This is a genomic window from Comamonas nitrativorans, assembly GCF_042654765.1.
Classification (GTDB): Bacteria; Pseudomonadota; Gammaproteobacteria; order Burkholderiales; family Burkholderiaceae_C; genus Comamonas; species Comamonas nitrativorans.
The window spans coordinates 162863-187063 of the sequence record NZ_JBHSEW010000006.1; the positions used below are offsets into that span (position 1 = coordinate 162863).

The window sequence follows — 24201 nt, forward strand, 5'->3', positions numbered from 1 at the left end:
AAAGAACGTTGCATTGCGCAGAGGTTAATTCTCCAAGGGTTTAACCGTTACCCATGAGGGATACTGTGACCATCGATCATCCGATTTCTGAAAATCTAATACTGCCATTTCTAAATGGTAATTGGCAATAAAGGTATCAACTGCTTTAATGACTAGTGGCCATTTGGGAGAGTAATCGTCTCCGGCCATTATGCCGCCTGGCTTGAGTTTGGGCCACCAGTTTTCGAATGTAGCTCCACCTTCTTCACCGGTGTGCGCGTAGCCATCGACATAAATAAAATCGAAGAATGCATCCGGGAATAATTCCAGTGCTTCATCAAATTTCATGCGTAGCGTGGTGTTTATTTCACGGAAAGATAATAAACGGCTTAATGCGATTTTGTATTCTTTCGTATCATGATTACGGTCACCAGCCCACATGTCGATACTGTAGAGGTGGGTAAAATATCCAGTTTTAAGGAGGGTCTCGGAGAATTTGCCTTCCGCCACACCGAGTTCAACGCCGATAGCACCCGGCTTTAACAACTTGACAATATCAGATCGTTGCCGAAATCCTTGGATATCTTTAAGTGAGTAGGCAGGTTCTGCTGCTTTATTCATAGTAAAAATCTATCAATTTATTTGTCTTTTATAAAAATAGAAGCGTATCGCCATTCATAATCTTTTGATTGAATTTCATATGGGGGTAGTTTCCATGAGTAATCTGGCGCACCTGCTTTTAATGGAATACTTGAAAGCCGCTCACTCCATCCATTGTGAATCTCACGATGATTTAATTTTAAGGGATGGAATCCGGAGTGAGAAATATCAGATTTAATCTGATCTGGGTGGAACGCTGTTAGACACATGATGTATCTGGTGCAGGAAGCGATATTCATAATTGCAGTGGACTGCTCTGCTGGTGTAACGTAGGTCAGTGCGTTCATCAGAAGTGTTGCATCGAAGTGCTTTCCTCCCAGGGGAGGGGAGGCAGTGATGAAATTCGATGGTTCACAAAATTTCACCATTGCTTTGAGCGAGGCTGGAATAACAACTAGATCACCTTCGGTATGAAACCAAGCTCGTTCCTTTGGTGTCATTCCTTGCAGAATTTCTCGCGGATAGCGGCCTTCGCGTGCATAGGCCAGAAAATGACTATTCATGTCGCTTGCGAAAATTTGCAAGCCAAATCCGAATCGAGGCGTAATTTCATGTTGCCACCATGCGGCCAGAGAGTACGCTTCTGCTCCAATTGAGCAGGCATGGATCATAATACGGACATCCTTTTTCAAGTTTCCTAGTATTTCCGAGAAAGTCTCGATAAATATCCGGTTTCTGAAAAAAGCTGTTGTGCCTGTAAACCCTGAATCATAAGCACGAAGAATGATAGGGTTCTCCGCAGATGAATTATTGAGGTCAGGACGTACAAATAAATATTGCGAATTATTCATGCAGTTGTTGATGCTAGCATCTTTAAATCATCTGTTAGTGTATTGAATCTACTTTTTCCTCGTTCTTTAAATTCAAAGATAGATCTTTTTTCAAGTGCAGTCCATGTTGAAAAAGTATTCAAATCAGGACAGTTTAGCAAGTCATGTGTTAATAACCTGCTAGTTGATTGGAAGCAATCATTGAGTAAATTTGAGATTTTGTTTGTATTGGATTCCAGTGCAATAAAAGGAATGCCCATATTAATACAAAAGCAGACTGTGTGAAACCGTCCAGTGATAATGAGATCAGTGCGCTGCATCTCTTTGAAATGTGTGTCGATTGAAAGGTTAAGATCATCTGTATGATGAATGTAGAGTCGCTCCCAGCCTTTTCTTTCAGCCAACTGTGAAAGCTGTGTACTGGTGTCCTTGAGTACGCTTTCGCCGATTAATATTCGTAATCTACTGTTGTCAGAGCGTGTGATATCGGAAGAGCATCGTAAGAGAGGGATGTCGGTAAAGAATGTAAGGTCTGGAGCATAAAAGGCTGTTCCACCATGTTTTATAAATTCAGATGCGCTATAAGCGTCTCTGACATAGATGGAGCTATATTTCGCGATGTTGGAGTAGATAGCTGAATTATTTTTATAAAATGTGGTATTCAAAAGAATGGCAGGCTTACCCAGGGACCTTGCTAAAGGACCAATGGCGGCCAGCGATGCAGCTTTTGCATTTGAATGGTGAATCGAGCCTTCCCCATTTACAATCACAAGGTCGCATTCCTTGATTTTGCTTCGAACGAAGCTCTCTTTATTTTCCCAAAAGTCAAATGTAGAGTGTAAATGTATCGGCTCGATATTACACTGCTTCAGTAGTAGTAATAAGTTGTCCATAACACGCTCGCATCCGAAATGAATTGCCGGGCGTGTGTCATTAAAGATCAGGGCTTTGATTTTATTCATGGTTTGGCCCACATTTCCTGTATTTTTACATAATTCAGAGGGAGATTAGGCGATTTTGTGATTTTTGCCAGTATACGGCCATGCTTCTCGAAATAATGCTTGGCGACAATAAAAGATTGACGCATATTTTCTGACCATGCATCACGAGGTACATAGTCCAGTGATTGGCCGCCGAAAAAATAGGGAGTGCTGGAGTAGTCTAAATCCACACCACCAACATAAACTCGTTCGTATCCCATGTAAAAAGCAAACTGAATTGCTTCAACCAGAATCGTTGCTCCGGCATTTACGAATAAAGATGGGTCTGCCGAGAAGTGCTCTCCCTCTTCAAACATTAAGGGACGAGGGGGGCCTCCATACTTGATTACGTTCTGATCTGGGAAGGATTGTGGAAAACGAGCCTGAGCCAATCGATACACTTCATCTCGAAAGAATTTCTTTTCTGCTTTCACGGCCATCATTTGGTGGCCAAACTCCTGGAAACCAGTAGGAGAGCCTACGAAATAGTATTTGGGTGTGAAAGAAATGTTCTGCCGCTCTAGCTCGTACGCTTGGTTGCACCAGAATGACTCCTCCTTCAACAAAGCCACAGCATTGAGTTCGTTCAGGGAAGGACCATTGCCGAGCACATAAGCCGTCAAGCCTTTTTTTGTGTCTTTTAAGGTGCGAATCTTAGCTTGCATAGCCGCATCGTCCATGCTGCTGGCGGTGGCCACTGAGTTTTGAGACTGCTCCAGTTTTTCAATACGTTTGCGCAGCAGGCCACCGCCAGATCGCTCGAAACTTGCAGTGTGCAAGGGACGCTCCCAAGTCATCACTTTTTCGTAATCCCCCCAGTTGTTGAGTCCCGTACGCGCCTGATTGCGCTCCAGTTCGGGTAAAGCCGGTAGTTTTGGGTATGGGGCGTCGGGAGTCAGTACCGCATGCCAGAAAGCGGGCTTCAGCACATCAGTGAAATGCACTTGCACGTATTTCCTCTCACCAGCATCCGGCGATGCATGCATAGTGGCTAAAGGGGTGCGCGGGCGAAACAACTCATGGGCTGGTTTGTCAAACCATGCGGCTTCTTGCAAAGCGGGTGCAGAGATGCCGACTAGCTGTACATCGTCATCTGAACTGAGAATCTGATAAATATTTTGCTGACATATTTGTACGGGAGCATTCACGATTTTTTTCAGAGTCTCGCACTCTCGCTTGACATGGGTCCACAGATCTGAAATATGCGGTGCCAGGGCTGCACGTCCAAGATTGCGCCTGTCCAGCAGGTGAAGCATGGTTTTCCCCTTGGCTAGTTCACGCAGTTGTTCCGAAAAATCAGTACAGCGCAAGGAGTGCCCATCTGGTGAAAGGAGTGCGGCGTCTTCTGGGTGCTGTCCCACGAACACCAAACACCCATCTAAATTGAACTTGTAATGAAACCCTTCTTCGATGTCCAACCGATGTGCGTGCAAGTTGGCTGCTAGTAGCGCAGCTTCCAATCGTAGTTCTTCATCTGACACGCTCCAGCGGACGAGATGCTGTTGCAAAACGGCATTTGAGGCATGTAGCGCCACATATAAGTCACGCCCGAAAGCCAAGGGCGAAGGGCGCATGTCGAGCCAGTCAAAGCCGCGTTGTTCACATGCTTGAGCCAGCCAGGGTGGCATGTCGTACGACAGGATCAAGGTTCCTTGCGGCACGTATGCAAATAAATAATCCACTGCCGATGCTGGCGCAGTATGCCAAGTCTGCATCCAAAAATGGGTGGCATGCATCGTGCTCCAACCTGCAAGCGTGCGAAACTTTTGCAAATTGAACCCTGGCAACAAGGCGGATGGCTTTTTTGCCGTTGGTAGCCAGCCGGGATCAATGCCGCAGCCTTGGCGTATCGGTTCTTGGACGAAAGCGAAAAAACTTTCCGGAGCAGCTCGGTAGCTGGAAAAAAAATTGGACAGGCAAACAAGCTGGGTTATATCCATCACGTCCCCCTTGCTGCTAGCAAATTCGCCAGTTGTATGGTTTGTTCTTGGCTAGGCCGTTCCTCAGCGTAATGGCAGTTGCGGCACAAGCCTTCTTTCACTCCATTCTTGATGAGACTGGCACGAAAGTTTGCCGCGAAGCGGCTGGCATATTGCAAGAACAGATCTGGTTGCTGTGTCAGCTTGCCAATCACATAGTCGGTATGGGCCGGAATGTCGGAGCGGAGATTGCAGCATGGCATGGTGGAGCCATCATGGTCGATATAGACCGCCCAGAAAGGAATCAGGCAAGGAGAGGTGCGTTGATAGTCCATGTGAATGGGCACTTCACTGCCCCGACTGGTACCGCCTGTTTCGAAATTGCGGCCATACAGACGGATGGACATATTCCGGTAATGCAGTCGTTGCTCATACCACTCGCCCGGGGTGTCCCTTATTAGGGTATGGGGCAATTGCACCCGTTTCAGAGTTTTATCGCCGGCAATCTTGATTTTTTCGTGATCGTAGCGCTCTTTGTTGGCTAGATAAATTTGGATGTTGAGGCTGCGCAGGCCTACGGCGTAGAGTTGCTCGATATATTCAAGATTCAGGTAATCGCCATTGGTATTGGTATGCAACTGTGCATTGGGCAGCATGCGCCGGGCCTCGGCGATGCGTTCCAGAATCATCTTGTCCGCCAACGGCTCGTTGTAGCGGCTATAGGTGATGGCACCGTCGTAACTAATCGACGCCAACTGCCGCAGGATGGACGAATACATTCCCGCCGGCATCAACTTATTGTTGGACATGCGGTCATAGGTGGAGTTGGGGCAGAACCAGCACTTGCGGTTGCAGTATGAGGACACTTCAATTTCCACCATGCGTACGCTGTGTTTGAACAGTGCAGCGGCTTCCTGGGGATCAGTCAATTCCTTCAGGTGTCGTGCATCCAGGTTTTGCCAACGCTGTGTATCGGGAGTAATGCTTGTAGTTTTTTGCGACTCTGCGTTGCTTTCGACTTGTGCTGCGGATAGCTGTGCCAATGAGCGTTCCAGTGACTCAATGTGCTGGCGCAGCAGACCGCCCCCGGAGCGCTCGAAGGACTCGACAGGGAGGCTGCGCTCCCAGGTCATTACCTTCGAATAGTCCCACCAGTGATCAAGTGTCTCTCGCGCATGGTTGTGAGCCATGTCGGGTAAAGCGATTAATTGCGGGGCTTGGCGCTGGGGTGCTAAAACCTGGTGCCAGAAACTGGGTGAAAGAATAGTTTTGAAATGTACTTGCTGATAGACATTGCCCCCCCCTCTTCCTTTTTTTGCTAGTGGAATAAAAGGCCGAAACAGGGTGTGCGCTTTTTTGTCGAACCATTCAGCTTCTTGCAATAGACCTGAAGAAATCCCGACGAGCTCCACTTCATCTTCGCTACTAAGGATCTGGTAAGCGTTCTGATGGCAGTGTTGAGGCTTTTGTCCAGTGATGCGCTGAAGTGCTTGGCATTCCTCCCGAGCAAAATCCAGACCGAACGGGTGCGGCTTATATACCACGCGCTTGTTCAGGCTCAATGTGCGCAGTGTGTCGGCATAGTCTGCACATCGGAGTGAGCGCCCGTTTGATGCCAGCAGTGAAGCGTCGTAGGGTGCTTGACCGACAAAAAGCAGGGCACCGTCCAGATGCTCAATGGGGTAGTTGCGCTCAGTTTCCATCCGAAGCCGGTGCATGCGCACATTGGCTCCGAGAAGCGAGGCCTCTAGACGCAGTTCCTCATCAGATACGCGATGAGATGCAATGCGTGACCAGAGTACTTTGCTGGAGCAATGCAAGGCCACATACAGATCTCGACCAAAGCGCAAGGGCGAGACCCCTAGATTAAGGAACTCGACTTCGCGCTGTACGCAAGCGCGTGCAAGCCAAGGGGGAATCTCGAATGTAAGGAGAAGGTGGCGTGCAGGCAGGTGCTGAAACAGGTATTCGATAGCGCTATCAGCTATCTCATGGTAGAACGCCGTCCACTGGCGCTGGCGTGCAGCGCTATCGCTAAAAGTGTCTGCGGTCATACCGGCGCGGGTGCGGAATTCAGCAAGATCGAATCCTGGTGCTAGCCCGTGAGGCTTCCTGCCACCAGGCGGATAGCCAATAGCGATGCCTGCGCCCTGCCGAATCGGCTCGCGCACTAAATCAAAAAAAGCTTCGGGGAAGTTGCGCGTGCCGCGCAGAAGGTCGGGTATGCAAACAATACCGTCGATCTCTGACATCTTTGTTCTCGGCAATGGCTAGGGAAAATATTCCGGGTACTGTGTACCACTCAGACGTGTGGGGGTGTGCATGGTCAATGGTCGATGAAGTGCGTAAGGACCGCTGGATAGCTGTGCGTTGCACGCCGCTAGGGTTAAGTGGATATGACTCTGGCTGGATTGCCAAATACCGTGGCCTGAGACGGTACGTTTTTGACAACCACGGAGCCAATACCGACCGTGCAGCCTTGTCCCAATGTCACTCCCTTGGCAACCGTGGTACGAGGATGCAGGGCTACGCCATCTTCCACTCGTACGCCGCCCGCAAGAAAGCTCATGGCTCCAATCATGCAGTGGGGGCCGATTTTTACGTCATGACCGAGGATGACGTAGGTATCGATATAGCTGTAGTCGCCAATTTCGCAATCGGTGGAGATGACCGCACCGGGTGTTAGGAAAACGCCTTGGCCTATGCGTGCCCGGGCCGCGATGGAGGCTTGGTGTGTATAGCTATAAAAGCTAGCGCCTTGCTGGATCAATGGCTCCAACAGGTTCTTGCGCCACTTTGGGTCTCCTACCGCAGGGATGAAGACTTCGTCGGCCTGTGGCCGGTAGGTCAGAGGAGAGCCAAGTACGTTGCCTTGCAATTCAGCGGGCAGCTCCGGGTCGGCACGGGTGTCGAGAAAGCCGGCAAGCGTGTATTTGTGGGTGACTTCTTCGTCCTGGCTTAGTACGTCATGGACGATGCGGCCAAGCCCGCCTGCGCCGACGATGATGAGTTTTTTGCGTAGTCCCATGCGAAGCTTCAACCGACTGTGTGGCCGCCGTCGAGTACCAGGGTTGCACCGGTGATCCAGCGGCTGGCTGGTGAGAGAAAGAAGATGGCTGCGTTGGCCACATCTTCAGGCAGGCCCAGCCCCAGAGGGTAGTTTTTGATGGTTTCGTCCAAGCCGCCTGTGGTGCTGAGAGCTGCCTCAAACATGGGCGTTTGCACTAGGCCGGGCGCCAAGCAATTGACACGGATGCCTTTCTTTGCAATTTCCATAGACAGGCTGCGTGCCATAGCCTCGATCGCCCCTTTGCTGGCAGAGTACGACGATACGCCATGCACCCCGATGTGGGCCGAAATAGACGAAATGAAGACGATGGCACCGCCCGGCTGTACGGAGTTTCTGAGCAGCAGTTGTTGTGTGAGCAGCATGGGGCCAACCAAGTTGGCTGCGAGCTGGCTTTCGATGTGCAGGCGAGTGGCAAGCCGTAGCGGGGCCAGCAAGGAAATACCAGCGCCATGCACCACGCCATCAACTTTGCCCAAGACCGCTACGGTGGATTTGACCGCTGCATCGTCGCATAGATCAAGGGGCAGGGTTCGGTGCCCTGTGTTTGGCATGGCTTCGAGCGTGGCATCCAGTCTTTGGGCATCGCGTCCCGAGGCAATAACCTGGGCGCCTGCCTGGGCGCAGCTCAGTGCAATTTGTCGGCCAATTCCGGAGCTGGCGCCAGTGACCAGGATGGTTTTGCCGTGCAGGCTGAATGCGGACATCATGACACCATTAATTCAGGAAATTGGGCTTGCCCATCAATATTCACAAGGCATGTTCCCCACGAGAGGCCGATGCCAAAGCCACTGAGCAGCAGGCGTTTTGGTTGGTGGCTGGTAAGTGCCTCGCGCAACCGCGCCGTCATGGTAATAGGTAAGGAGGCACCGCTTGTATTGCCGAAGTCGTGCAAAGTGGATGGTACTTTGTCCACAGGCAGACCTAGCTTTTTGCGAATGGTTTCGTTAATCATGCGATTGGCTTGGTGAAAGACGAAATAATCCACCTCATCCTTGGGCATGTTGGCGTATTCGAGTAGCCGATTGACCGCTGGAGGAACGCGCTGCGTAGAAAAGCTGAGTACCGCAGGGCCATCTAAATGCAATGCACCCGGCCATTTTTTGAGGCCGTTTTCGTCGTGTGTGGGTATCAGATGCTCGGCGCTGAACGGTTCGCGATGTCCGCCGGCTGGCAGCATGATGGCTTGGTAGCCACTGCCGTCACTGTTCAGATCAAAGTGCATAGGGGCGGCGTTGGCATCAAATTCCAGCGCTGTGGCGGTACCCGCATCGGAGAAAAGGGGGTCTTGCACAGATGCACACTTATCTCCGACAAGGATCAATCCCTTCTTGATGCCACTTGCTGCAATCATGCTGCCCAGTAAGTGCAGGCCAAAGGGATAGCCGGAACACCCCAGATTGACATCAAATGCAATGGTTGTCTGGGGCAGACCCAGCCGATTTTGCAAGATGATGGCGGTAGAAGGCATTAAATAGTCTGGTGACTGGGAAATGACGATTAAGGCGCCGACTTCTTCTCGTTGCCATTGCAAAGTGTCCAGTAGCTTTTGTGCAGCCTCAAAAGCCAAATCGGAAAAGCACTGCCACTCATGGCAAATGCGGCGGTGTTGAATACCGATATTGCGAACGAGCCGTTCACGATCTGACTTCAGTTGTGGTGGGCAATCGAGCAAGTTGTCAAGTACTCGTCGCGGCACGCAGCTTGTCATGCCCGCAAAGCGGACGTTGTGCAGGGTGGACAGCGCCATGGTGTAGTCCTTTGTTACGTTAGCCCAGCAGTTTGTGCAGGTCGACCACGGTGGTGCAGTTTTTAATGTCGTCACCGGTAATGGTTTTGCCAAACTCCACGTCAAACATGACGATGACCCCCAGAGCGGCCAGAGAGTCCCACTCGGGCAGGTCTTTCAGTACGGTGTCCGGGGTGACTTCTACGGGCTCTTGAAAATCAACAGCAGTCAAGAAGCTTTCAATGAATTGGTCGAGGGCGATGGTCATAACGGTACTGTAAAAGTGGCCTGGGCATTGTCTGGCTGCTGCAGGTCGTGGTTGAGAACGTGACGATTTTAGGGAGAGACCCTGTAAATACAGGAAAAATAGCTGCTATCGCATGTATTTTCTAATTTACAGATAGTAATCTATCTGAAGTCTAGAAATAACAAGCGCTAGCAGCTAATTTTTTAAGAGCAAAGGCCCACTATGGGCCTTGATTTCGGGTTTACCCTTGAAGTAGTTGCAGCACGCTTTGCGGAATCTGGTTGGCCTGGGCCACCATCGCGGTGCCTGCCTGTTGCAGGATCTGGGTGCGGCTCAGGTTGGCGGTTTCCTTGGCAAAGTCGGCATCCACAATCCGGCCACGGGCAGAGGCGAGGTTCTCGACCTGAATGTCGATGTTGTTCACGGCAGTTTCAAAGCGTGTCTGGACGGCGCCCAGGGTAGCGCGGGCAGCGTTCACTTGGTCGATGGCGCTGTCGATCTTTTGCAGGGCGACCCAGGCACCGGCCTGGGTGGAGACGTCGATGTCTTCAATGCCCCGGGCTTTCAGAACCGAACCCGCGCCGGCCCCGCCAGCAATATCAATGCTGGTTGCGTCCATGCCCGTGGCTGCCACGGAGAAGTTGTCAAAGGAAACCTGGACAGGCTCGCCATTGCCGTCCAGCTTGCTGGACAGGATTTCTATCTTGTATTGCTCGGTACCGTCGATTTTGGTGAGGTAGGCCGTCACCCCGGTGTCTGAACTTTTGTTGTTGATGGCCTCCACGATCTGGCCCAGGCGTTCTTGCGGACTGTCGGCAGCAGGGATGGGGTCGGGGAGTTTTACGACGTTGGTGCTTCCGCCCGGGCTGGTGACGGTGATCGTCAGGCCGGTTGCCGGGGCGCTGAAACTCGTGATCGGTGTGGTTGCTTCTGCGGTGTCGATGGAGGCAACGCCGGATTCGGCGTACGACACCGAAGAAATCTGCGAGGCACGTGTATCCACCAGTGCCCCCAGGGTGATGTTGTCGCCGGAGTTGGCGCCTACCTGGAAGACGGCACCGGCAAAGCTGCCGTCCAGCACCTTCTGGCCGTTGAAGTTGGTTTGCTTGGCGACGCGATCGACCTCATCGGCCATCTGTTTGACTTCCAGTTGCAGCGCTTCGCGGTCGCTTTTGCTGTTGGTGGCGTTGCCGGCCTGCACGGCCAGTTCACGCATGCGTTGCAGCATGTCGCCGATTTTGCCCAGGGCGCCTTCGGTGGTTTGTGCCAGCGAAATGCCGTCGTTCGCATTGCGCGAGGCCACGGTCAGGCCTTTGACCTGGGTGTTCATGCGTTCGGCAATGGCCAAGCCTGCCGCGTCGTCCTTGGCGCTGTTCACGCGCAGACCGGAGGACAGGCGCTGCATGGTGGTGTTCAGCGATGCCCCGGACAGCGTCAGGTTGCGTTGTGCGTTGATCGAGGCGATGTTCGTATTGATAGTTGCGGCCATTGCTGTGATTCCTTCAGTTAGGCAAGAAAGGAGGATGCGAGTTGCTTCGCGTCGCCTAGAAACCATGGGCACCGGTAAGCGGGCAGGCAACAGGAGCGATGGAGTGGATTCTTCCCTTCTTGCCCTGCGGTTATTGCAGCGATAAGCGTGGGGTTTGCGGCCCTTCTTCCCGGTTTGTGGCTTTTTTCGAGCGTGTTTTGCTTCTGAAATCAGAGCTTTTCATGTTTGTTGGATAAGGGGTTTCCGACAGTTTCATAAAAAGTTCTAAAGATTCCTCGGCACGCCCCGATAACTCATCTGTACGCAGCAGGCACCACACGCCACAACGGCCCACAGAGGCCAGGCAGACCGGCTGCGACAAGCAAAGCATTGTTCAAACACCGTCCGTTTAAAGGAATCGCATCATGGCCATGTCCATCAATACCAACGTAGTCTCCATCAACGCCCAGCGCAATCTGAGCCTGTCGGGCGGTTCGCTGGCTACTTCGATGCAGCGCCTGTCTTCTGGCCTGCGTGTGAACAGCGCCAAGGACGATGCTGCCGGTCTGGCCATCGCCGAGCGCATGAGCACGCAGGTCAAGGGCCTGGCGGTGGCCTCGCGCAATGCGAACGACGGTATCTCGCTGGCGCAAACCGCTGAAGGCGCCCTGGGCAAGGTCGGCGACATGCTGCAACGCATGCGTGAGCTGGCCGTGCAAGCCGGCAATGCCACCAACAGCAAGTCCGACCGTGAAGCCCTGCAGGCCGAACTGTCCCAACTGCGTGATGAAGTGGATCGCGTGGCCAAGACCACCAGCTTCAACGGCCAGAAGGTATTGGACGGCAGCTTCACCGGCGCAGTGTTCCAGGTGGGAGCGAACTCGGGCGACAACATCACCGTGGGCGCCTTGGCCAATACCAAGGTGGATCAACTGGGCAACTCGCGCTATGCCACGGGCGAGATTACGGCTCCGGCTGTCACTGGCGCCATGATGACCGGTGCTGATGTGACGGTCAGTATCACGGGTGCGAACGGCTCGGCAATAACTACAACGATCGCCAAGTCGGAGCAGGCTCCCTCTGACGAGGAAGCACTGGGCAAGGTGATCGAAGCCATCAACTCCAAGACGGCAGATACCGGCGTGACGGCCTTCCTGAATGAAGCGAAAACGGGCATTGAGCTGCGCGGCACCATTGAGAGCGGTGATACCTACGCCGCTATGGCTGTGACGATGAGTGGCGGCTCCTCTGCTTCGATTGGTGCTGTGAGTGGCGCGACGGAAGTGACTGGCACCGATGGCCGGGGTTTTGACAAGATCACAATCTCCACGCAAAAGGATGCTTGGGAAGCCTTGCAACGCATCGACAGCGCACTTGACCGTGTCAGCTCTGCCCGTGCCGAGCTGGGCGCCATTCAGACCCGTTTCGAGAAGTCGATCGAGAACATCGACATCATGGGCGAGAACATCTCTGCCGCCCGTGGCCGTATCACCGATGCCGACTTTGCCAAGGAAACCGCGAACCTGAGCCGCACGCAGATCCTGCAACAGGCAGGCACCGCGATGGTGGCCCAGGCCAACCAATTGCCGCAGCAAGTGCTGCAACTGTTGCAGTAAGCGGGAGGGCGTAAACGTTATGCGCCATCGGGCTGCCAGCCTCTTCAACCCGCAGCCCGGCGGTGCGCAAGGAAACGGGGGCGTAACAACCCCCGCACAAAAAGCCCAAACCCAAGTATTTGAAAAGTCATATTTCAAAGCTTGGGCCAAGGCATATCACTGACGGTAGATCCATCAAGAAGGGGAATCAAAATGGGTATGTCAATTAACACCAACGTCGTGTCCATCAACGCCCAGCGCAATCTGGGCTTGTCGGGCGGTTCGCTGGCTACTTCGATGCAGCGCCTGTCTTCCGGCCTGCGTGTCAATAGCGCCAAGGATGATGCTGCCGGTCTGGCCATCGCCGAGCGTATGAGCACGCAGGTCAAGGGCCTGGCGGTGGCCTCGCGCAATGCGAACGACGGTATCTCGCTGGCGCAAACCGCTGAAGGCGCCCTGGGCAAGGTCGGCGACATGCTGCAACGCATGCGTGAGCTGGCCGTGCAGTCCAGTAACGCCACCAACAGCACGTCCGACCGTGAAGCCCTGCAGGCCGAACTGTCCCAACTGCGTGATGAAGTGGATCGCGTGGCCAAAACCACCAGCTTCAACGGCTCCAAACTGCTGGACGGCAGCTTCACCGGCGCAGTGTTCCAGGTGGGAGCGAACTCGGGCGACAACATCACCGTGGGCGCCTTGGCCAATACCAAGGTGGATCAACTGGGCAACTCGCGCTATGCCACGGGCGCGATTACGGCTCCGGCTGTCACTGGCGCCATGATGACTGGCGCTGATGTGACGGTCAGCATCACGGGTACGAACGGTACGGCAGTGACTGCAACGATCGCCGAGTCGGACAATGAGACCTCTAACGAGGAAGCACTGGGCAAGGTGATTGAAGCCATCAACTCCAAGACGGCAGATACCGGCGTGACGGCCTTCCTGAATGAAGCGAAAACGGGCATTGAGCTGCGCGGCACCATTGAGAGCGATGGTACCTACACCGCTATGGCTGTGACGATGAGTGGCGGCTCCTCTGCTTCGATTGGTGCTGTGAGTGGCGCGACGGAAGTGACTGGCACCGCTGGCCGGGGCTTTGACAAGATCACAATTGCTACGCAAAAGGACGCTTGGGAAGCTTTGCAGCGCATTGATAGCGCTATCGACAAGGTGAGTACGGCACGCGGCCAACTGGGTGCCATCCAGACCCGTTTCGAGAAATCGGTGGAAAACATCGACATCCAGAACGAGAACCTGTCGGCTGCCCGTGGCCGGATCGTTGACGCCGACTTTGCCCAAGAAACGGCCAACCTGAGCCGCACGCAGATCCTGCAACAAGCCGGTACTGCGATGGTGGCCCAGGCCAACCAACTGCCTCAGCAGGTGTTGAGCCTGCTGCGTTAAACGGCGGTATGGCCCGCCCCTTCCTGTAACGGCAGGGGTGGGTTTTTGAGTGTTTTGCTTTTGATAGCAGCCTTTGTGCAAACAAAGGCTGCTTTTTTGTGGGCGGGCGTCACGCCGGGGCAGTGGCTGGACAGGCTTCATGCAGCTTGCCGCGTTCCCACCATTCCGGTATTTTGCCGATGGAGGTCTGGAGGGCTTGGCCTCTCCGTTCGAGTAATAAAAAAGAGCTGCTACCGCTTGGTATCCATAAATTTCAAGGATAAAACACCTTGAAATCTAATGAATACGTGCGGTAGCAGCTCTCTTTTCAGGTTGTGTGCTGCGCAGATCAGTGCTGCAGAATCTTGCTCAGAAACTCCTTGGTGCGTGGCTGGCGGCCTTCGGGATTGCCGAAGAATTCGTCCTTGGAGCAGTCTTCCAGCATCTTGCCGCCCACGTCCATGAAGATGACGCGGCTGGCGACTTTCTTGGCAAAGCCCATTTCGTGGGTGACGCACATCATGGTCATGCCTTCGTGGGCCAGGCTGACCATCACGTCCAGCACCTCGCCGACCATTTCAGGGTCGAGTGCCGAGGTCGGCTCGTCGAACAGCATGACGATGGGGTCCATCGACAGCGCCCGGGCAATGGCCACGCGCTGCTGCTGGCCGCCGGAGAGCTGGCCGGGGAACTTGTCTTTGTGCGCCAGCAGGCCGACGCGCTCCAGGTATTTCAGGCCGTGGGCCTTGGCGTCGGCAGGGTTGCGGCCCAGCACCTTCATCTGGGCGATGGTCAGGTTCTCCGTCACCGTCAGGTGCGGGAACAGTTCGAAGTGCTGGAACACCATGCCGACCTGGCTGCGCAGCTTGGGCAGGTTGGTCTTGGGGTCGTGCACGCCCACGCCATTGACCCAGATTTCGCCTTGCTGGATGGGTTCGAGGGCGTTGATGGTCTTGATCAGCGTGGACTTGCCCGAGCCGGACGGCCCGCAGACCACGACCACTTCGCCTTTTTCGATGCTGGTCGAACATTCGTTCAGCACCTGAAAGCTGCCGTACCACTTGGAGACGTTTTTCATTTCAATCATAGGTTTTTCCTTTTGCGGCAGGGTTTACCGGATGATGGCGATCTTCTGGTGGATGCGTTTGACGATCCACGACAGGCCGTAGCACATCACGAAATACAGCACGGCAGCGGCCAGATAGGCTTCGACCGGGCGGCCATAGTTCTTGCCGGCCACTTCAAAGCCCTTGAGCATGTCGTAAGCACCGATGGCGTAGACCAGCGAGGTGTCCTGAAACAGGATGATGGTCTGCGTCAGCAACACCGGCAGCATGTTGCGGAAGGCCTGCGGCAGCACCACCAGGCGCATGTTCTGCCCGTAGCTCATGCCCAGCGCCTGCCCGGCGAACACCTGCCCGCGCGGGATGGACTGGATGCCGGCCCGCATGATTTCGGAGAAGTACGCCGCTTCGAACGCGGTGAAGGTGATGACGGCGGAGATTTCCGCACCGATCGGGCGGCCGATCAGCAACGGCACCAGCAGGAAGAACCACAGGATCACCATCACCAGCGGGATGGAGCGCATTCCGTTGACGTAGATGGTGGCGGGCACGTCCAGCCATTTGCGGCCGGACAGGCGCATCATGGCCAGCAGGGTGCCGAAGAACACGCCGCCGATGGTGGCGATGACGGTCAGCATCAGGCTGAAGCCCAGCCCTTTGAGGACGAAGTTGGCGATCAGGTCCCAGCTGTAAAACGACCAATCCAGAGAAAAATTCATGCTTAGTGCCCCCCTGCTGCGCTGGGTGCGGACAGGCCGGGCACGCGCGAGCGCTTTTCAATCCAGGCCATGATGCGGTTGATGGCAAAGGCGGAAACGATGTAGAGGCCGGTCACGGCCAGGTACATCTCGACCCCGCGCCCGGTTTCCTCCTGCGCCTGCATGGCGAACATGGTCAGCTCGGCCACCGAAACGGCGAAGGCCACGGAGGAGTTCTTGAAGATGTTCATCGTCTCGCTGGTCAGCGGCGGAATGATGATGCGCAGCGCATTGGGCAACAGCACGTAGCGGTACACCTGCCACGTGGTGAAGCCCATTGCCATTGCCGCGTGGCGCTGGCCCCGGGGCAGCGCCTGGATGCCTGAGCGCACTTGCTCGGCAATCCGTGCCGAGGTGAAAAAGCCTAGTGCCAGCACCACCAGGACGAAGCCGGAGACGGATTTGAGCGCGGGGAAAATCGCCGGAATCACGTGGTACCACAGGAAAATCTGCACCAGCAAAGGAATGTTGCGGAAAAACTCCACCCAGCCGTTGCCAAAGCGCACGGCCCATTTGCTGTCCGGCAGGGTGCGCAGCACACCTACCACCATGCCGCTGGCCAGGGCCAGCAGCAGCGCCAAAAGAGAGACGGATACCGTCCAGCCCCAGGCCGAGAGTATCCAGTCCAGATAGGTGATGTCCCCGTTCTTGCCAAAACAGCCGGCTACGGCGGTGCGGTCGAGGGTGTCTTCACAAAATACTTGCCAGTCCCATGCCATTGGGCACTCCTTCCATCCAACGGGTCACATCAACAAAAAACGCCCCGCCCGCAGCAGGGCAGGCAGGGGCGTGTGTCGAACGACCGGGCTTTACTTGTTGTAGTCTTCTTTGGGCTTGTTGTTCGGGTTGTTCCAGGCATCCTGGGTGGCAGCCGACAAGGCCAGGCCCACGGGCACGTTGGCGGGCGGGATGGGCTGGATGAACCACTTGTCCCACAGCTTGGCCAGGGTGCCGTCCTTGGCCTGGCGGGCGATGGAGTCGTTCACCGCCTTCAGGAAGGCCGGGTCGTTCTTGCGCACCATGCAGGCGATGGGTTCGGTAGACAGGGGTTCGCCCACCAGGATGAAGTCCTTGGCGTTCTTGGACTTGGAGATGTTGCCGGCCAGGATGGAGCCGTCCATCACGAAGGCATCGGCGCGGCCCGTTTCCAGCAGCAGGAAGCTGTCGGCGTGGTCCTTGCCCAGGATGTTCTTGAAGTCGATGTTGCTGCCGCGCTTGCTCTGGCGCAGCAGTTGCACCGAGGTGGTGCCGGTGGTGGTGGCCACGGTCTTGCCGTTCAGGTCTTCCACGTCCTTGATGCCGGAATCCTTGCGCACGGCGATGCGCACCTGCTCCACATAGGTGGTGTTGGCGAAGTCCACTTCCTTCTGGCGGTTCAGGTCGTTGGTGGTGGAGCCGCACTCCAGATCCACGGTGCCGTTGGTCACCAGGGGAATGCGGTTTTGCGAGGTCACGGGCTGGTACTTGATGTTCAGGCTGGACAGGCCCAGGTTCTTTTGCAGGTCGCGGGAAATGTTCTCGGCCATTTCGGTGTGGAAGCCGACGAACTTGCCGTCGCCCAGGGTATAGCCCAGGGCGCCCGACGATTCACGCACGCCCAGGGTGATGGCACCGGAGGACTTCACCTTGGCCAGAGTGTCGCCCGCCTGGGCCATGGCGCTGGAGGCGGCCAAAGCGGTAACGGCCAGTGCTAGCAAATGTTTTTTCATAGAGGAGAGCTCCTTGCTGGTTGAACAGCGTAAGTCTGGGGGAAAGTCGTCTCGTAAACGAACAGGCGGCTCATCGTAAAGGACGCTGGCAAATAGGTAATTGGTTGTTTCCCCCGGAAAAACCCTTGGTTTTGCAATTTTTTTGCTTATCCTGCCAAGGGCAAGCCCGCAGCCTGCTCCTGCAGGAAGTGCCACAGGGCATGGACGGCCCGGCTTTCCTTGTTGTTGGGATTGGGCTTTTCGCGGTAGGCCAGCAGGTTCATCGGCAGGGAAAACTGCGGCCCGTCGGCCAGCGCGGCGCTGACCAGATGGCCGCTTTGCAGATCGTCGCGCACGGCGCTGAAGGGCAGGAAGGCCACGCCCAGCCCCTCCAGCGCCATGGCCTTGAGGCCCTCGGCCATGTCGGTTTCGTAGGCCCGCTCCAGGTGGACGGGCACGCCCGCTTCCTTCAGGATGAGTTCGGTCAGCCGCCCCAGGTAGGCGCCCGGCCCGTAGGCCAGGAAGGGCAGGGGCCGCTCGCTGCTGCCGGGCAGGGGGAACAGCGGCTGCCCCAGGTTGTCCGGCTTGCAGTAGGGGGCGAGCAGCTCCTGGCCGAGATTGACCATTTCATAGCGCGAGGCGTCCAGCTCCAGCGGCTGCGAGCTGTGGTGGTAGACGATCAGCAGGTCGCAGCCGCCTTCGACCAGGCGCATCACCGCATCGTGGACGTTCAGCGCGATCAGCCTGCTTTTGAACGGCCCGAAGCTGGCCTGCACCTGCGCCACCCAGCGCGGGAAAAAGGTGAACGCCAGGGTGTGCGGCACGGCAAAGCCGACCATGCTGGCGTCCGAGCTGGCGTGCGCCCGCAGCATGGAGCGCGTGCTTTGCAGCGCTTGCAGAATCTCCAGCGCCTGGTCGTACATGGTCTTGCCTGCCGGCGTCAGGCGCGTGGGGTAGGAGCTGCGGTCGACCAGATCGGCCCCGGCCCAGGCTTCCAGCGCCTGGATGCGGCGCGAGAAGGCCGGTTGCGTGACGTGGCGCAGCTGGGCGGAGCGGCTGAAGCTGCGCGTCTCGGCCAGGCTGACAAAATCTTCAAGCCATTTGGTTTCCATCGCGTGATTATGGCGCTGCCTTCGTGTTTGGCGGGCGCTGGCCTTGCGGTTTGCACGGGGCAAGTTCGCAATAATGCAGCGCAGCCTGCCGCCGCCCGGGCAGGCTCTGTTTTCTGGCTTTTGTGCCACTTTCCGTGCCGTTATGACCGATCCCCAGCCTTCTTCCGATGCGCCTGCCCCCCTGTCCTCTGCCAAAGCCCTGGCGGTGGAGGATTGGCTGGTGGTCATCCTCATGGCCCTGCTGGCCCTGATCACCTTCGCCAACGTGCTGGTGCGCTACTTCACCGACGCATCCTTTGCCTGGACGGAGGAGATTTCCGTGTTCCTGATGATCGTGCTGGCCATGGTGGGCGGCAGCAGCGCCGTGGCACGCGACCAGCACATCCGCATCGAGTTTTTCAGCGGCCAGGGCAGCGTGCAGCGCCGCCGCCGTCTGGCCCGTCTGGGGGCGCTGATGGTGGCGCTGCTGTTTACCGTGCTGGCCGTTTTGAGCGTGCGGCTGGTGTGGGACGACTGGCGTTACGAGGAAACCTCCCCCGGTATCGGCGTGCCGCAGTGGTGGTATTCGATCTGGCTGCCGGTGTGTTCGATCGCCATTGCGCTGCGGGCGCTGGGCCTGTTCGTCCGCCAGGGCCGCCCCGGCGCGTTTGCGCCGGAAATCGTCACCGATGCAGATGAGCCGGGGGCGCAGCCATGATCGTCACCCTGCTGTTCGTCGCCTTCCTGGCCATGATGTTTGCCGGGGTGCCCATTGGCGCCGCCCTGGGGCTGGCGGGCGCGGCCTGCATCGCCCTGGCCAATGGCGACAGCCAGTGGTTCGGCCTGCTGGCCGTGCCGCAGAATTTTTACGCCGGGCTGGGCAAGTACCCGCTGCTGGCGATTCCCATGTTCGTGCTGGTGGGGTCGATCTTCGACCGCTCCGGCGTGGCGGCGCGGCTGGTGAACTTTGCCGTCGCCATCGTCGGGCGCGGCCCCGGCATGTTGCCGCTGGTGGCGATTTGCGTGGCGATGTTCATGGGCGGCATCTCCGGCTCCGGCCCGGCCACCGCTGCTGCCGTGGGCGGGGTGATGATTGCCGCCATGCATCGCGCGGGCTACCCGGCGGGGTTCTCGGCCAGCGTGGTGGCCGGCGCGGCGGCCACGGACATTCTGATTCCGCCCTCGGTGGCCTTCATCGTCTATTCCGTGCTGGTGCCCGGCGCATCGGTGCCTGCGCTGTTTGCGGCCGGGATGTTCCCCGGCGTGCTGGCCGGGGTGGCGCTGATCGTGCCTGCCGTGTGGCTGGCCCGCCGCCACGGCATGGGCAAGCTCGAAGCCAGCCTGCCGCGCCCGCCGTTCTGGCGCAGCCTGCGTGAAGCCGCCTGGGGGCTGGCCGCGCCGGTGCTGATCCTGGGCGGGATGCGCCTGGGCTGGTTCACGCCGACCGAGGCCGCCGTGGTGGCCGTGTTCTACGGCCTGTTCGTCGGCATGGTCGTGCATCGCACCATCGGCGTGCGTGATCTGTTTGAAATCCTGCGCGAAGCGGGCGAGCTGTCGGCGGTCATTCTGATCGTGGTATCGCTGGCGGGCATCTTCGCCTTCTCGCTTTCCACCCTGGGGGTGATCGACCCGATCACGCAGGCCATCGTGAACTCGGGCCTCGGCTCCACCGGCATCCTGCTGCTGGTGCTGGTCATGCTGCTGGTGCTGGGCATGTTCCTGGACGGCATCTCCATCCTGCTGATTTTCGTGCCCCTGCTGTACCCGCTGATGGTGCATTACCAGTGGGACGTGGTGTGGTTCGGCGTGCTGCTGGTGCTGACGGTGGCCATCGGCCAGTTCACCCCGCCGATGGCGGTGAACCTGATGGTGGCCAGCAAGATCGCCCAGGTGCGTATGGAAGCCACCACCCGCTGGGTGCTGTGGCTGGTGCTGGCCATGACCGTGGCCATGCTGATCGTGTTGCAGTGGCCGCAGATTGCCCTGTGGCTGCCCGCCCGGCTGGGGTATTGACCCCGGCATTTTTTGACGACGAAAAAAGGAGACATCGTGATGACCCTGCGTTTGCGTACCCTGCTGACGGCCACCGCCGCTGCCGCCACCCTGCTGGCCGTGGGCCTGCCCGCTGCCCAGGCCCAGACGGCCAAATACAAGAGTGAATACCGCATGTCCCTGGTGCTGGGCACCGCCTTCCCCTGGGGGCAGGGCGGCCAGTTGTGGGCCGACAAGGTGCGCGAGCGCACCGACGGGCGCATCAACATCAAGCTTTACCCCGGCACCTCGCTGGTGCAGGGCGACCAGACGCGCGAGTTCAGCGCCATCCGCCAGGGCGTGATCGACATGGCCGTCGGCTCCACCATCAATTGGTCGCCGCAGGTCAAGGCGCTGAACCTGTTCTCGCTGCCTTTCCTGTTCCCCGACTACGCCGCCGTCGATGCCGTGGTGCAGGGCGACACCGGCAAGGAAATCTTCAAGGCGCTGGACAAGGCCGGCGTGCAGCCCCTGGCCTGGGGCGAGAACGGCTACCGCGAGATCAGCAACTCCAGGCACGCCATCGTCCAGCCCGGCGACTTGAAGGGGCTGAAGGTGCGCGTCGTCGGCTCGCCGCTGTTCCTGGACACCTTCACCGCCCTGGGTGCCAACCCCACGCAGATGAGCTGGGCCGATGCCCAGCCCGCCATGGCCAGCAAGGCCGTGGACGGCCAGGAAAACCCCCTGGCGGTCTACCAGGCGGCCAAGCTGCAATCGGTCGGCCAGAACCACATCACCCTGTGGGGCTACATGAACGACCCGCTGATCTTCGTCGTGAACAAGGAAGTGTGGGCCAGCTGGACGCCCGAAGACCGCGAAATCGTGCGCCAGGCCGCCATTGACGCAGGCAAGGAAGAAATCGCCATCGCCCGCAAAGGGCTGGTCGAAGAAGGCAAGCCCCTGGTCAAGGAACTGCAAGCCCTGGGCGTGACCGTCACCGACCTGGACGCCGCGCAGCGCAAGGCTTTTGCCGATGCCACCAAGAGCGTCTACACCAAGTGGAAACCGCAGATCGGCACCAATCTGGTCGAGATGGCCGAAAAGGCCATCGCTGCCCGCAAGCAGTAAAAAACAGAGCTTCTATCGATTGAAAACAAAGGGTTTCGGATAGATAAATATCCGAAACCCTTTGTTTATTTGCGGAAGGTGCTTTGATTACGATAGCTTCAGCTGCTCGTCCCCGCGCCAGCCCTCGTGGGGCGCAGCCGCCACCGCATCGCCCACCTTGAACACCGACACCACCTGCGCCAGCCGCTGCGCCTGTTCGTTCATGGCCGAGGCGGCGGCGCTCGATTCCTCCACCAGCGCGGCGTTCTGCTGCGTCATCTGGTCCAGGCTGGTCACGGCCTGATTCACCTGGGCAATGCCGTCGCGCTGCTCCGTGGCCGAGGCGGTGATCTCCTCCATCAAATCCGTCACCCGCCGCACGCTGGCAACGATCTCCTGCATCTGCTCGCCCGCCAGCGCCACCTGGGAGGTGTTGGCATCCACCGTCTCCACGCTGTTGGTGATGAGCTGCTTGATCTCCTTGGCCGCCTCGGCGCTGCGTCCGGCCAGGCTGCGTACCTCGCTGGCCACCACGGCAAAACCCCGGCCCTGTTCCCCGGCACGGGCCGCTTCCACGGCGGCATTCAGCGCCAGGATGTTGGTCTGGAAGGCGATGCCGTCGATCACGCCGATGATGTCGCCGATCTTGCGACTGGCCGTGTTGATCTGCGCCATGCCCTGCACCACCTGCTGCATCACGCCGTCGCCGCGCTCGGCCGCCTGCGTTGCCGTGGCCGCCAACTGGTTGGCCTGCCGGGCGGTGTCTGCCGACTGGGTGACGGTGGCGGTCAGCTCCTCCATGCTGGCGGCGGTTTCTTCCAGATTGCTGGCGGTCTGCTCGGTGCGGCTGGACAAATCCAGGTTGCCCGTGGCCACCTGCCCGGCGGCGGCAGAGACGGCCTCCACCCCGCTGCGCACCTCGCCCACCACGCCGCGCAGTCTGGCGGCCATTGCATCCAGGCTGCGCAAAAGCTGGCCCAGCTCGTCGCGACGATCATCGTGTGCCTGTACGGAAAGATCGCCGCCCGCCACGGTGTCGGCCAACTGCACGGCACGTTCCAGCGGCACCGTGATCTGGCGCACCACCAGGTAGGAAATCAGCAGCCCCAGCGCGATGGTTGCCCCGGCGGCCAGGGCGCTGTACACGATGGCGTCGGCAAAATTGTGGCGGCCCTCGGCAATCAAATGGTCGCCAATGCGGGTTTGTACCTCGGCCAATTCATGCACGGCCTGATTCCATTGGCGCATGGTGGGTTGCAATTCCTGTTCCCAGGCCTGCATGGCCTGGGCATGTTCGCCACGTTCGCGCAGGCCCAGCACCTTGTCGTTGATCTCGTCGGCCTGGGCACGCAGGCCACGCACCTTCATGACAATGGTTTTGACTTCTTCCCGAAAGGTCTCTTCCAGAAACTTATTCGACAGGCTACGTATTTGCCCCATGTAGTTTTGTTGCCTGAGCCGCGCGGCGGAAATAACGTCGGGATTTTCCGAAGTGCTGGAAATCTCCACGCTGTCCAGCCACAGCTGGGACAGCCCGCGCCAGCGTTCCACTTCCACCTTGCGGTCGTCCACATATTTGGTTTGCGCCCCCATATCGAGGCTGACGCGATTCAGGTGGTAAATGGCCATGCCGCCCGTACACGTCAGCAATACCATGATCAAACACAGGGAAATCCAGATTTTCTTGCCGATGGAGATATTTTTCAATTGCATTTGGAATAATCGGTTTTTTATTGAATCCCATGAATGGAAAATAAATTTCCCAAGAATTTTTCTACGATTAAAAAATACTACATCAAGTTACATGCAGCATCAATCGGTGTAAATTGTCTGGTGGTTGCACGACATTTTACATTCTGGTTTCAAATAAAATAAAAACGACTATTTGCGTTGAATCCCAATACAACAAAAATGGTTGACAACAATTCCAATTCATTCATCCCCGTTGCGCCGCCCAGCGGCCTGCCTGCCCGGCTGGGCCGCAACCTGGCGGCCCGGCGCAAAGCCCTGGGGCTGACCCAGGCCCAGGTGGCCGAACGCCTGGAAGTGGAAACGGAAACCCTGTCGCGTTTCGAGCGCGGCAAGCATGTGCCCTCGCTGCTGACGCTGGAGCGGCTGGCAGCGGTGCTGGGCACGACGTGCGGGGATTTATTGCAGGAAACGCCGCAGTTGCCCGTTTCCGACGTTCTGGTGCTGGCGACCTGGCTGGCCGACTTGCCGACGCGGGACGTGAACTTTGTGCAGCAGGTCGTGAAGGTCTGCTGCGAGTATCTGGGCGCCCGCCCGGCGCTGGATGCGCCCGAAAGCAGACAAAGAGAGAGCTTTTAGCGTTTATGAATAAAGGATTTCAGGTAATAAACACCCTGAAATTCTTTGTTTGCCAGCGTAAAACGCTTTTGTTTTGATAGTTCAGGCCGCGCCAGTGTTGCGCCGTAACAACCATTGGAAGCTGCCCATGACCAGCACCAGTGCGCCGTAGGTGGTCAGTTTGCCGTCGCTGCCCGTCAGCGCCAGGCCCGCGCCCAGCACGATGCTGCCCAGCACGAAGTTCAGGCCGATGCCCGTCCACAGCGGCAGGCGGCGGGGGATGCGCAGCGCCCAGGCACCCAGCCCCAGGGTCACGGCCAGGAAGGCGGCGGGGGCCAGGAAGTTGAGCAAGTGCCAGAAAAATACATTTGCGTCCATGTTTATCATGACCAAGATCAAGTCTTTGACTTCGGACTAA

The 24201-nt window shown here is 57.2% G+C and carries 23 protein-coding genes; 6 read left to right on the forward strand and 17 right to left on the reverse strand.

Translation table 11 applies throughout. From position 1 onward, the window contains the following. Positions 1-24 precede the first annotated feature (24 nt). From ACFO3A_RS08520 to ACFO3A_RS08565, 10 genes are all read right to left on the reverse strand, one after another. Positions 25-600: a class I SAM-dependent methyltransferase gene (locus ACFO3A_RS08520; RefSeq protein WP_377725622.1), complete on the reverse strand. Its 576-nt coding sequence runs from the start codon at positions 598-600 to the stop codon at positions 25-27. Positions 601-617: 17 nt separating this feature from the next. Next, entirely contained in the window at positions 618-1430 is an 813-nt protein-coding gene (locus ACFO3A_RS08525) for a CheR family methyltransferase (protein ID WP_377725624.1), read from the reverse strand. Continuing rightward, complete coding sequence (locus ACFO3A_RS08530; protein ID WP_377725627.1) at positions 1427-2371, reverse strand: polysaccharide pyruvyl transferase family protein; 945 nt, start codon at positions 2369-2371, stop codon at positions 1427-1429. The genes ACFO3A_RS08525 and ACFO3A_RS08530 overlap by 4 nt, the downstream gene beginning before the upstream one ends. Beyond that, a complete protein-coding gene (locus ACFO3A_RS08535) occupies positions 2368-4332 on the reverse strand; it encodes a hypothetical protein (RefSeq protein WP_377725630.1) in 1965 nt (654 codons plus the stop codon). Before ACFO3A_RS08535 ends, ACFO3A_RS08530 begins: the two co-directional genes overlap by 4 nt. Further along, positions 4329-6560 (reverse strand): radical SAM/SPASM domain-containing protein, encoded by a 2232-nt coding sequence (locus ACFO3A_RS08540; protein WP_377725632.1) that lies wholly within the window; start codon positions 6558-6560, stop codon positions 4329-4331. The genes ACFO3A_RS08535 and ACFO3A_RS08540 overlap by 4 nt, the downstream gene beginning before the upstream one ends. Positions 6561-6694: 134 nt before the next feature. Beyond that, positions 6695-7336, reverse strand: a complete 642-nt coding sequence (locus ACFO3A_RS08545) for an acetyltransferase (RefSeq protein WP_377725633.1) — start codon at positions 7334-7336, stop codon at positions 6695-6697. A gap of 8 nt (positions 7337-7344) precedes the next feature. Further along, on the reverse strand, positions 7345-8082 hold the full coding sequence (locus ACFO3A_RS08550) for an SDR family NAD(P)-dependent oxidoreductase (RefSeq protein WP_377725634.1): 738 nt from the start codon (positions 8080-8082) through the stop codon (positions 7345-7347). Further along, positions 8082-9125, reverse strand: coding sequence for a ketoacyl-ACP synthase III (locus tag ACFO3A_RS08555; RefSeq protein ID WP_377725636.1), 1044 nt, complete (start codon positions 9123-9125; stop codon positions 8082-8084). Before ACFO3A_RS08555 ends, ACFO3A_RS08550 begins: the two co-directional genes overlap by 1 nt. A gap of 19 nt (positions 9126-9144) precedes the next feature. Continuing rightward, positions 9145-9372: an acyl carrier protein gene (locus ACFO3A_RS08560; RefSeq protein ID WP_377725638.1), complete on the reverse strand. Its 228-nt coding sequence runs from the start codon at positions 9370-9372 to the stop codon at positions 9145-9147. 220 nt (positions 9373-9592) lie between these two features. Continuing rightward, positions 9593-10840, reverse strand: coding sequence for a flagellin (locus tag ACFO3A_RS08565; protein ID WP_377725639.1), 1248 nt, complete (start codon positions 10838-10840; stop codon positions 9593-9595). Positions 10841-11244: 404 nt separating this feature from the next. Here ACFO3A_RS08565 and ACFO3A_RS08570 point away from each other — a divergent pair, with 404 nt between their 5' ends. Continuing rightward, on the forward strand, positions 11245-12435 hold the full coding sequence (locus tag ACFO3A_RS08570) for a flagellin N-terminal helical domain-containing protein (protein ID WP_377725642.1): 1191 nt from the start codon (positions 11245-11247) through the stop codon (positions 12433-12435). 192 nt (positions 12436-12627) lie between these two features. Continuing rightward, complete coding sequence (locus ACFO3A_RS08575; RefSeq protein ID WP_377725644.1) at positions 12628-13818, forward strand: flagellin; 1191 nt, start codon at positions 12628-12630, stop codon at positions 13816-13818. 328 nt (positions 13819-14146) lie between these two features. On the opposite strand, the gene ACFO3A_RS08580 is transcribed toward ACFO3A_RS08575, so the two are convergent. The 5 genes from ACFO3A_RS08580 to ACFO3A_RS08600 form a co-directional block, all read right to left on the reverse strand. Then, positions 14147-14884, reverse strand: coding sequence for an amino acid ABC transporter ATP-binding protein (locus tag ACFO3A_RS08580; protein ID WP_377725645.1), 738 nt, complete (start codon positions 14882-14884; stop codon positions 14147-14149). Between the two features lie 24 nt (positions 14885-14908). Then, positions 14909-15580 carry an amino acid ABC transporter permease gene (locus tag ACFO3A_RS08585; protein WP_377725647.1) on the reverse strand — a complete coding sequence of 224 codons (672 nt, stop codon included), beginning with the start codon at positions 15578-15580 and terminating at the stop codon, positions 14909-14911. Between the two features lie 2 nt (positions 15581-15582). Then, positions 15583-16338, reverse strand: a complete 756-nt coding sequence (locus ACFO3A_RS08590; RefSeq protein WP_377725649.1) for an amino acid ABC transporter permease — start codon at positions 16336-16338, stop codon at positions 15583-15585. 90 nt (positions 16339-16428) lie between these two features. Beyond that, on the reverse strand, positions 16429-17328 hold the full coding sequence (locus tag ACFO3A_RS08595; RefSeq protein WP_377725651.1) for an amino acid ABC transporter substrate-binding protein: 900 nt from the start codon (positions 17326-17328) through the stop codon (positions 16429-16431). A 146-nt stretch (positions 17329-17474) separates the two neighbouring features. Then, positions 17475-18419, reverse strand: a complete 945-nt coding sequence (locus ACFO3A_RS08600) for a LysR substrate-binding domain-containing protein (protein WP_377725653.1) — start codon at positions 18417-18419, stop codon at positions 17475-17477. Between the two features lie 142 nt (positions 18420-18561). On the opposite strand from ACFO3A_RS08600, the gene ACFO3A_RS08605 reads away from it, so the two are divergent. From ACFO3A_RS08605 to ACFO3A_RS08615, 3 genes are read left to right on the forward strand one after another with little or no spacing between them, the layout of a single operon-like run. Then, positions 18562-19116 (forward strand): TRAP transporter small permease, encoded by a 555-nt coding sequence (locus ACFO3A_RS08605; RefSeq protein WP_377725655.1) that lies wholly within the window; start codon positions 18562-18564, stop codon positions 19114-19116. Then, positions 19113-20411 (forward strand): TRAP transporter large permease, encoded by a 1299-nt coding sequence (locus ACFO3A_RS08610; RefSeq protein ID WP_377725657.1) that lies wholly within the window; start codon positions 19113-19115, stop codon positions 20409-20411. Before ACFO3A_RS08605 ends, ACFO3A_RS08610 begins: the two co-directional genes overlap by 4 nt. 45 nt (positions 20412-20456) lie before the next feature. Further along, on the forward strand, positions 20457-21497 hold the full coding sequence (locus ACFO3A_RS08615) for a DctP family TRAP transporter solute-binding subunit (RefSeq protein WP_377725744.1): 1041 nt from the start codon (positions 20457-20459) through the stop codon (positions 21495-21497). Between the two features lie 87 nt (positions 21498-21584). Here ACFO3A_RS08615 and ACFO3A_RS08620 read toward each other — a convergent pair whose 3' ends face one another. After that, positions 21585-23189: a methyl-accepting chemotaxis protein gene (locus ACFO3A_RS08620; RefSeq protein WP_377725659.1), complete on the reverse strand. Its 1605-nt coding sequence runs from the start codon at positions 23187-23189 to the stop codon at positions 21585-21587. A gap of 198 nt (positions 23190-23387) precedes the next feature. Between ACFO3A_RS08620 and ACFO3A_RS08625 the strand changes: the two genes are divergently transcribed. Then, positions 23388-23804 carry a helix-turn-helix domain-containing protein gene (locus ACFO3A_RS08625; protein ID WP_377725660.1) on the forward strand — a complete coding sequence of 139 codons (417 nt, stop codon included), beginning with the start codon at positions 23388-23390 and terminating at the stop codon, positions 23802-23804. 81 nt (positions 23805-23885) lie between these two features. Here the strand turns inward: ACFO3A_RS08625 and ACFO3A_RS08630 are convergent, their stop codons facing one another. Continuing rightward, positions 23886-24161, reverse strand: coding sequence for a hypothetical protein (locus tag ACFO3A_RS08630; RefSeq protein ID WP_377725662.1), 276 nt, complete (start codon positions 24159-24161; stop codon positions 23886-23888). Positions 24162-24201: the final 40 nt, after the last annotated feature.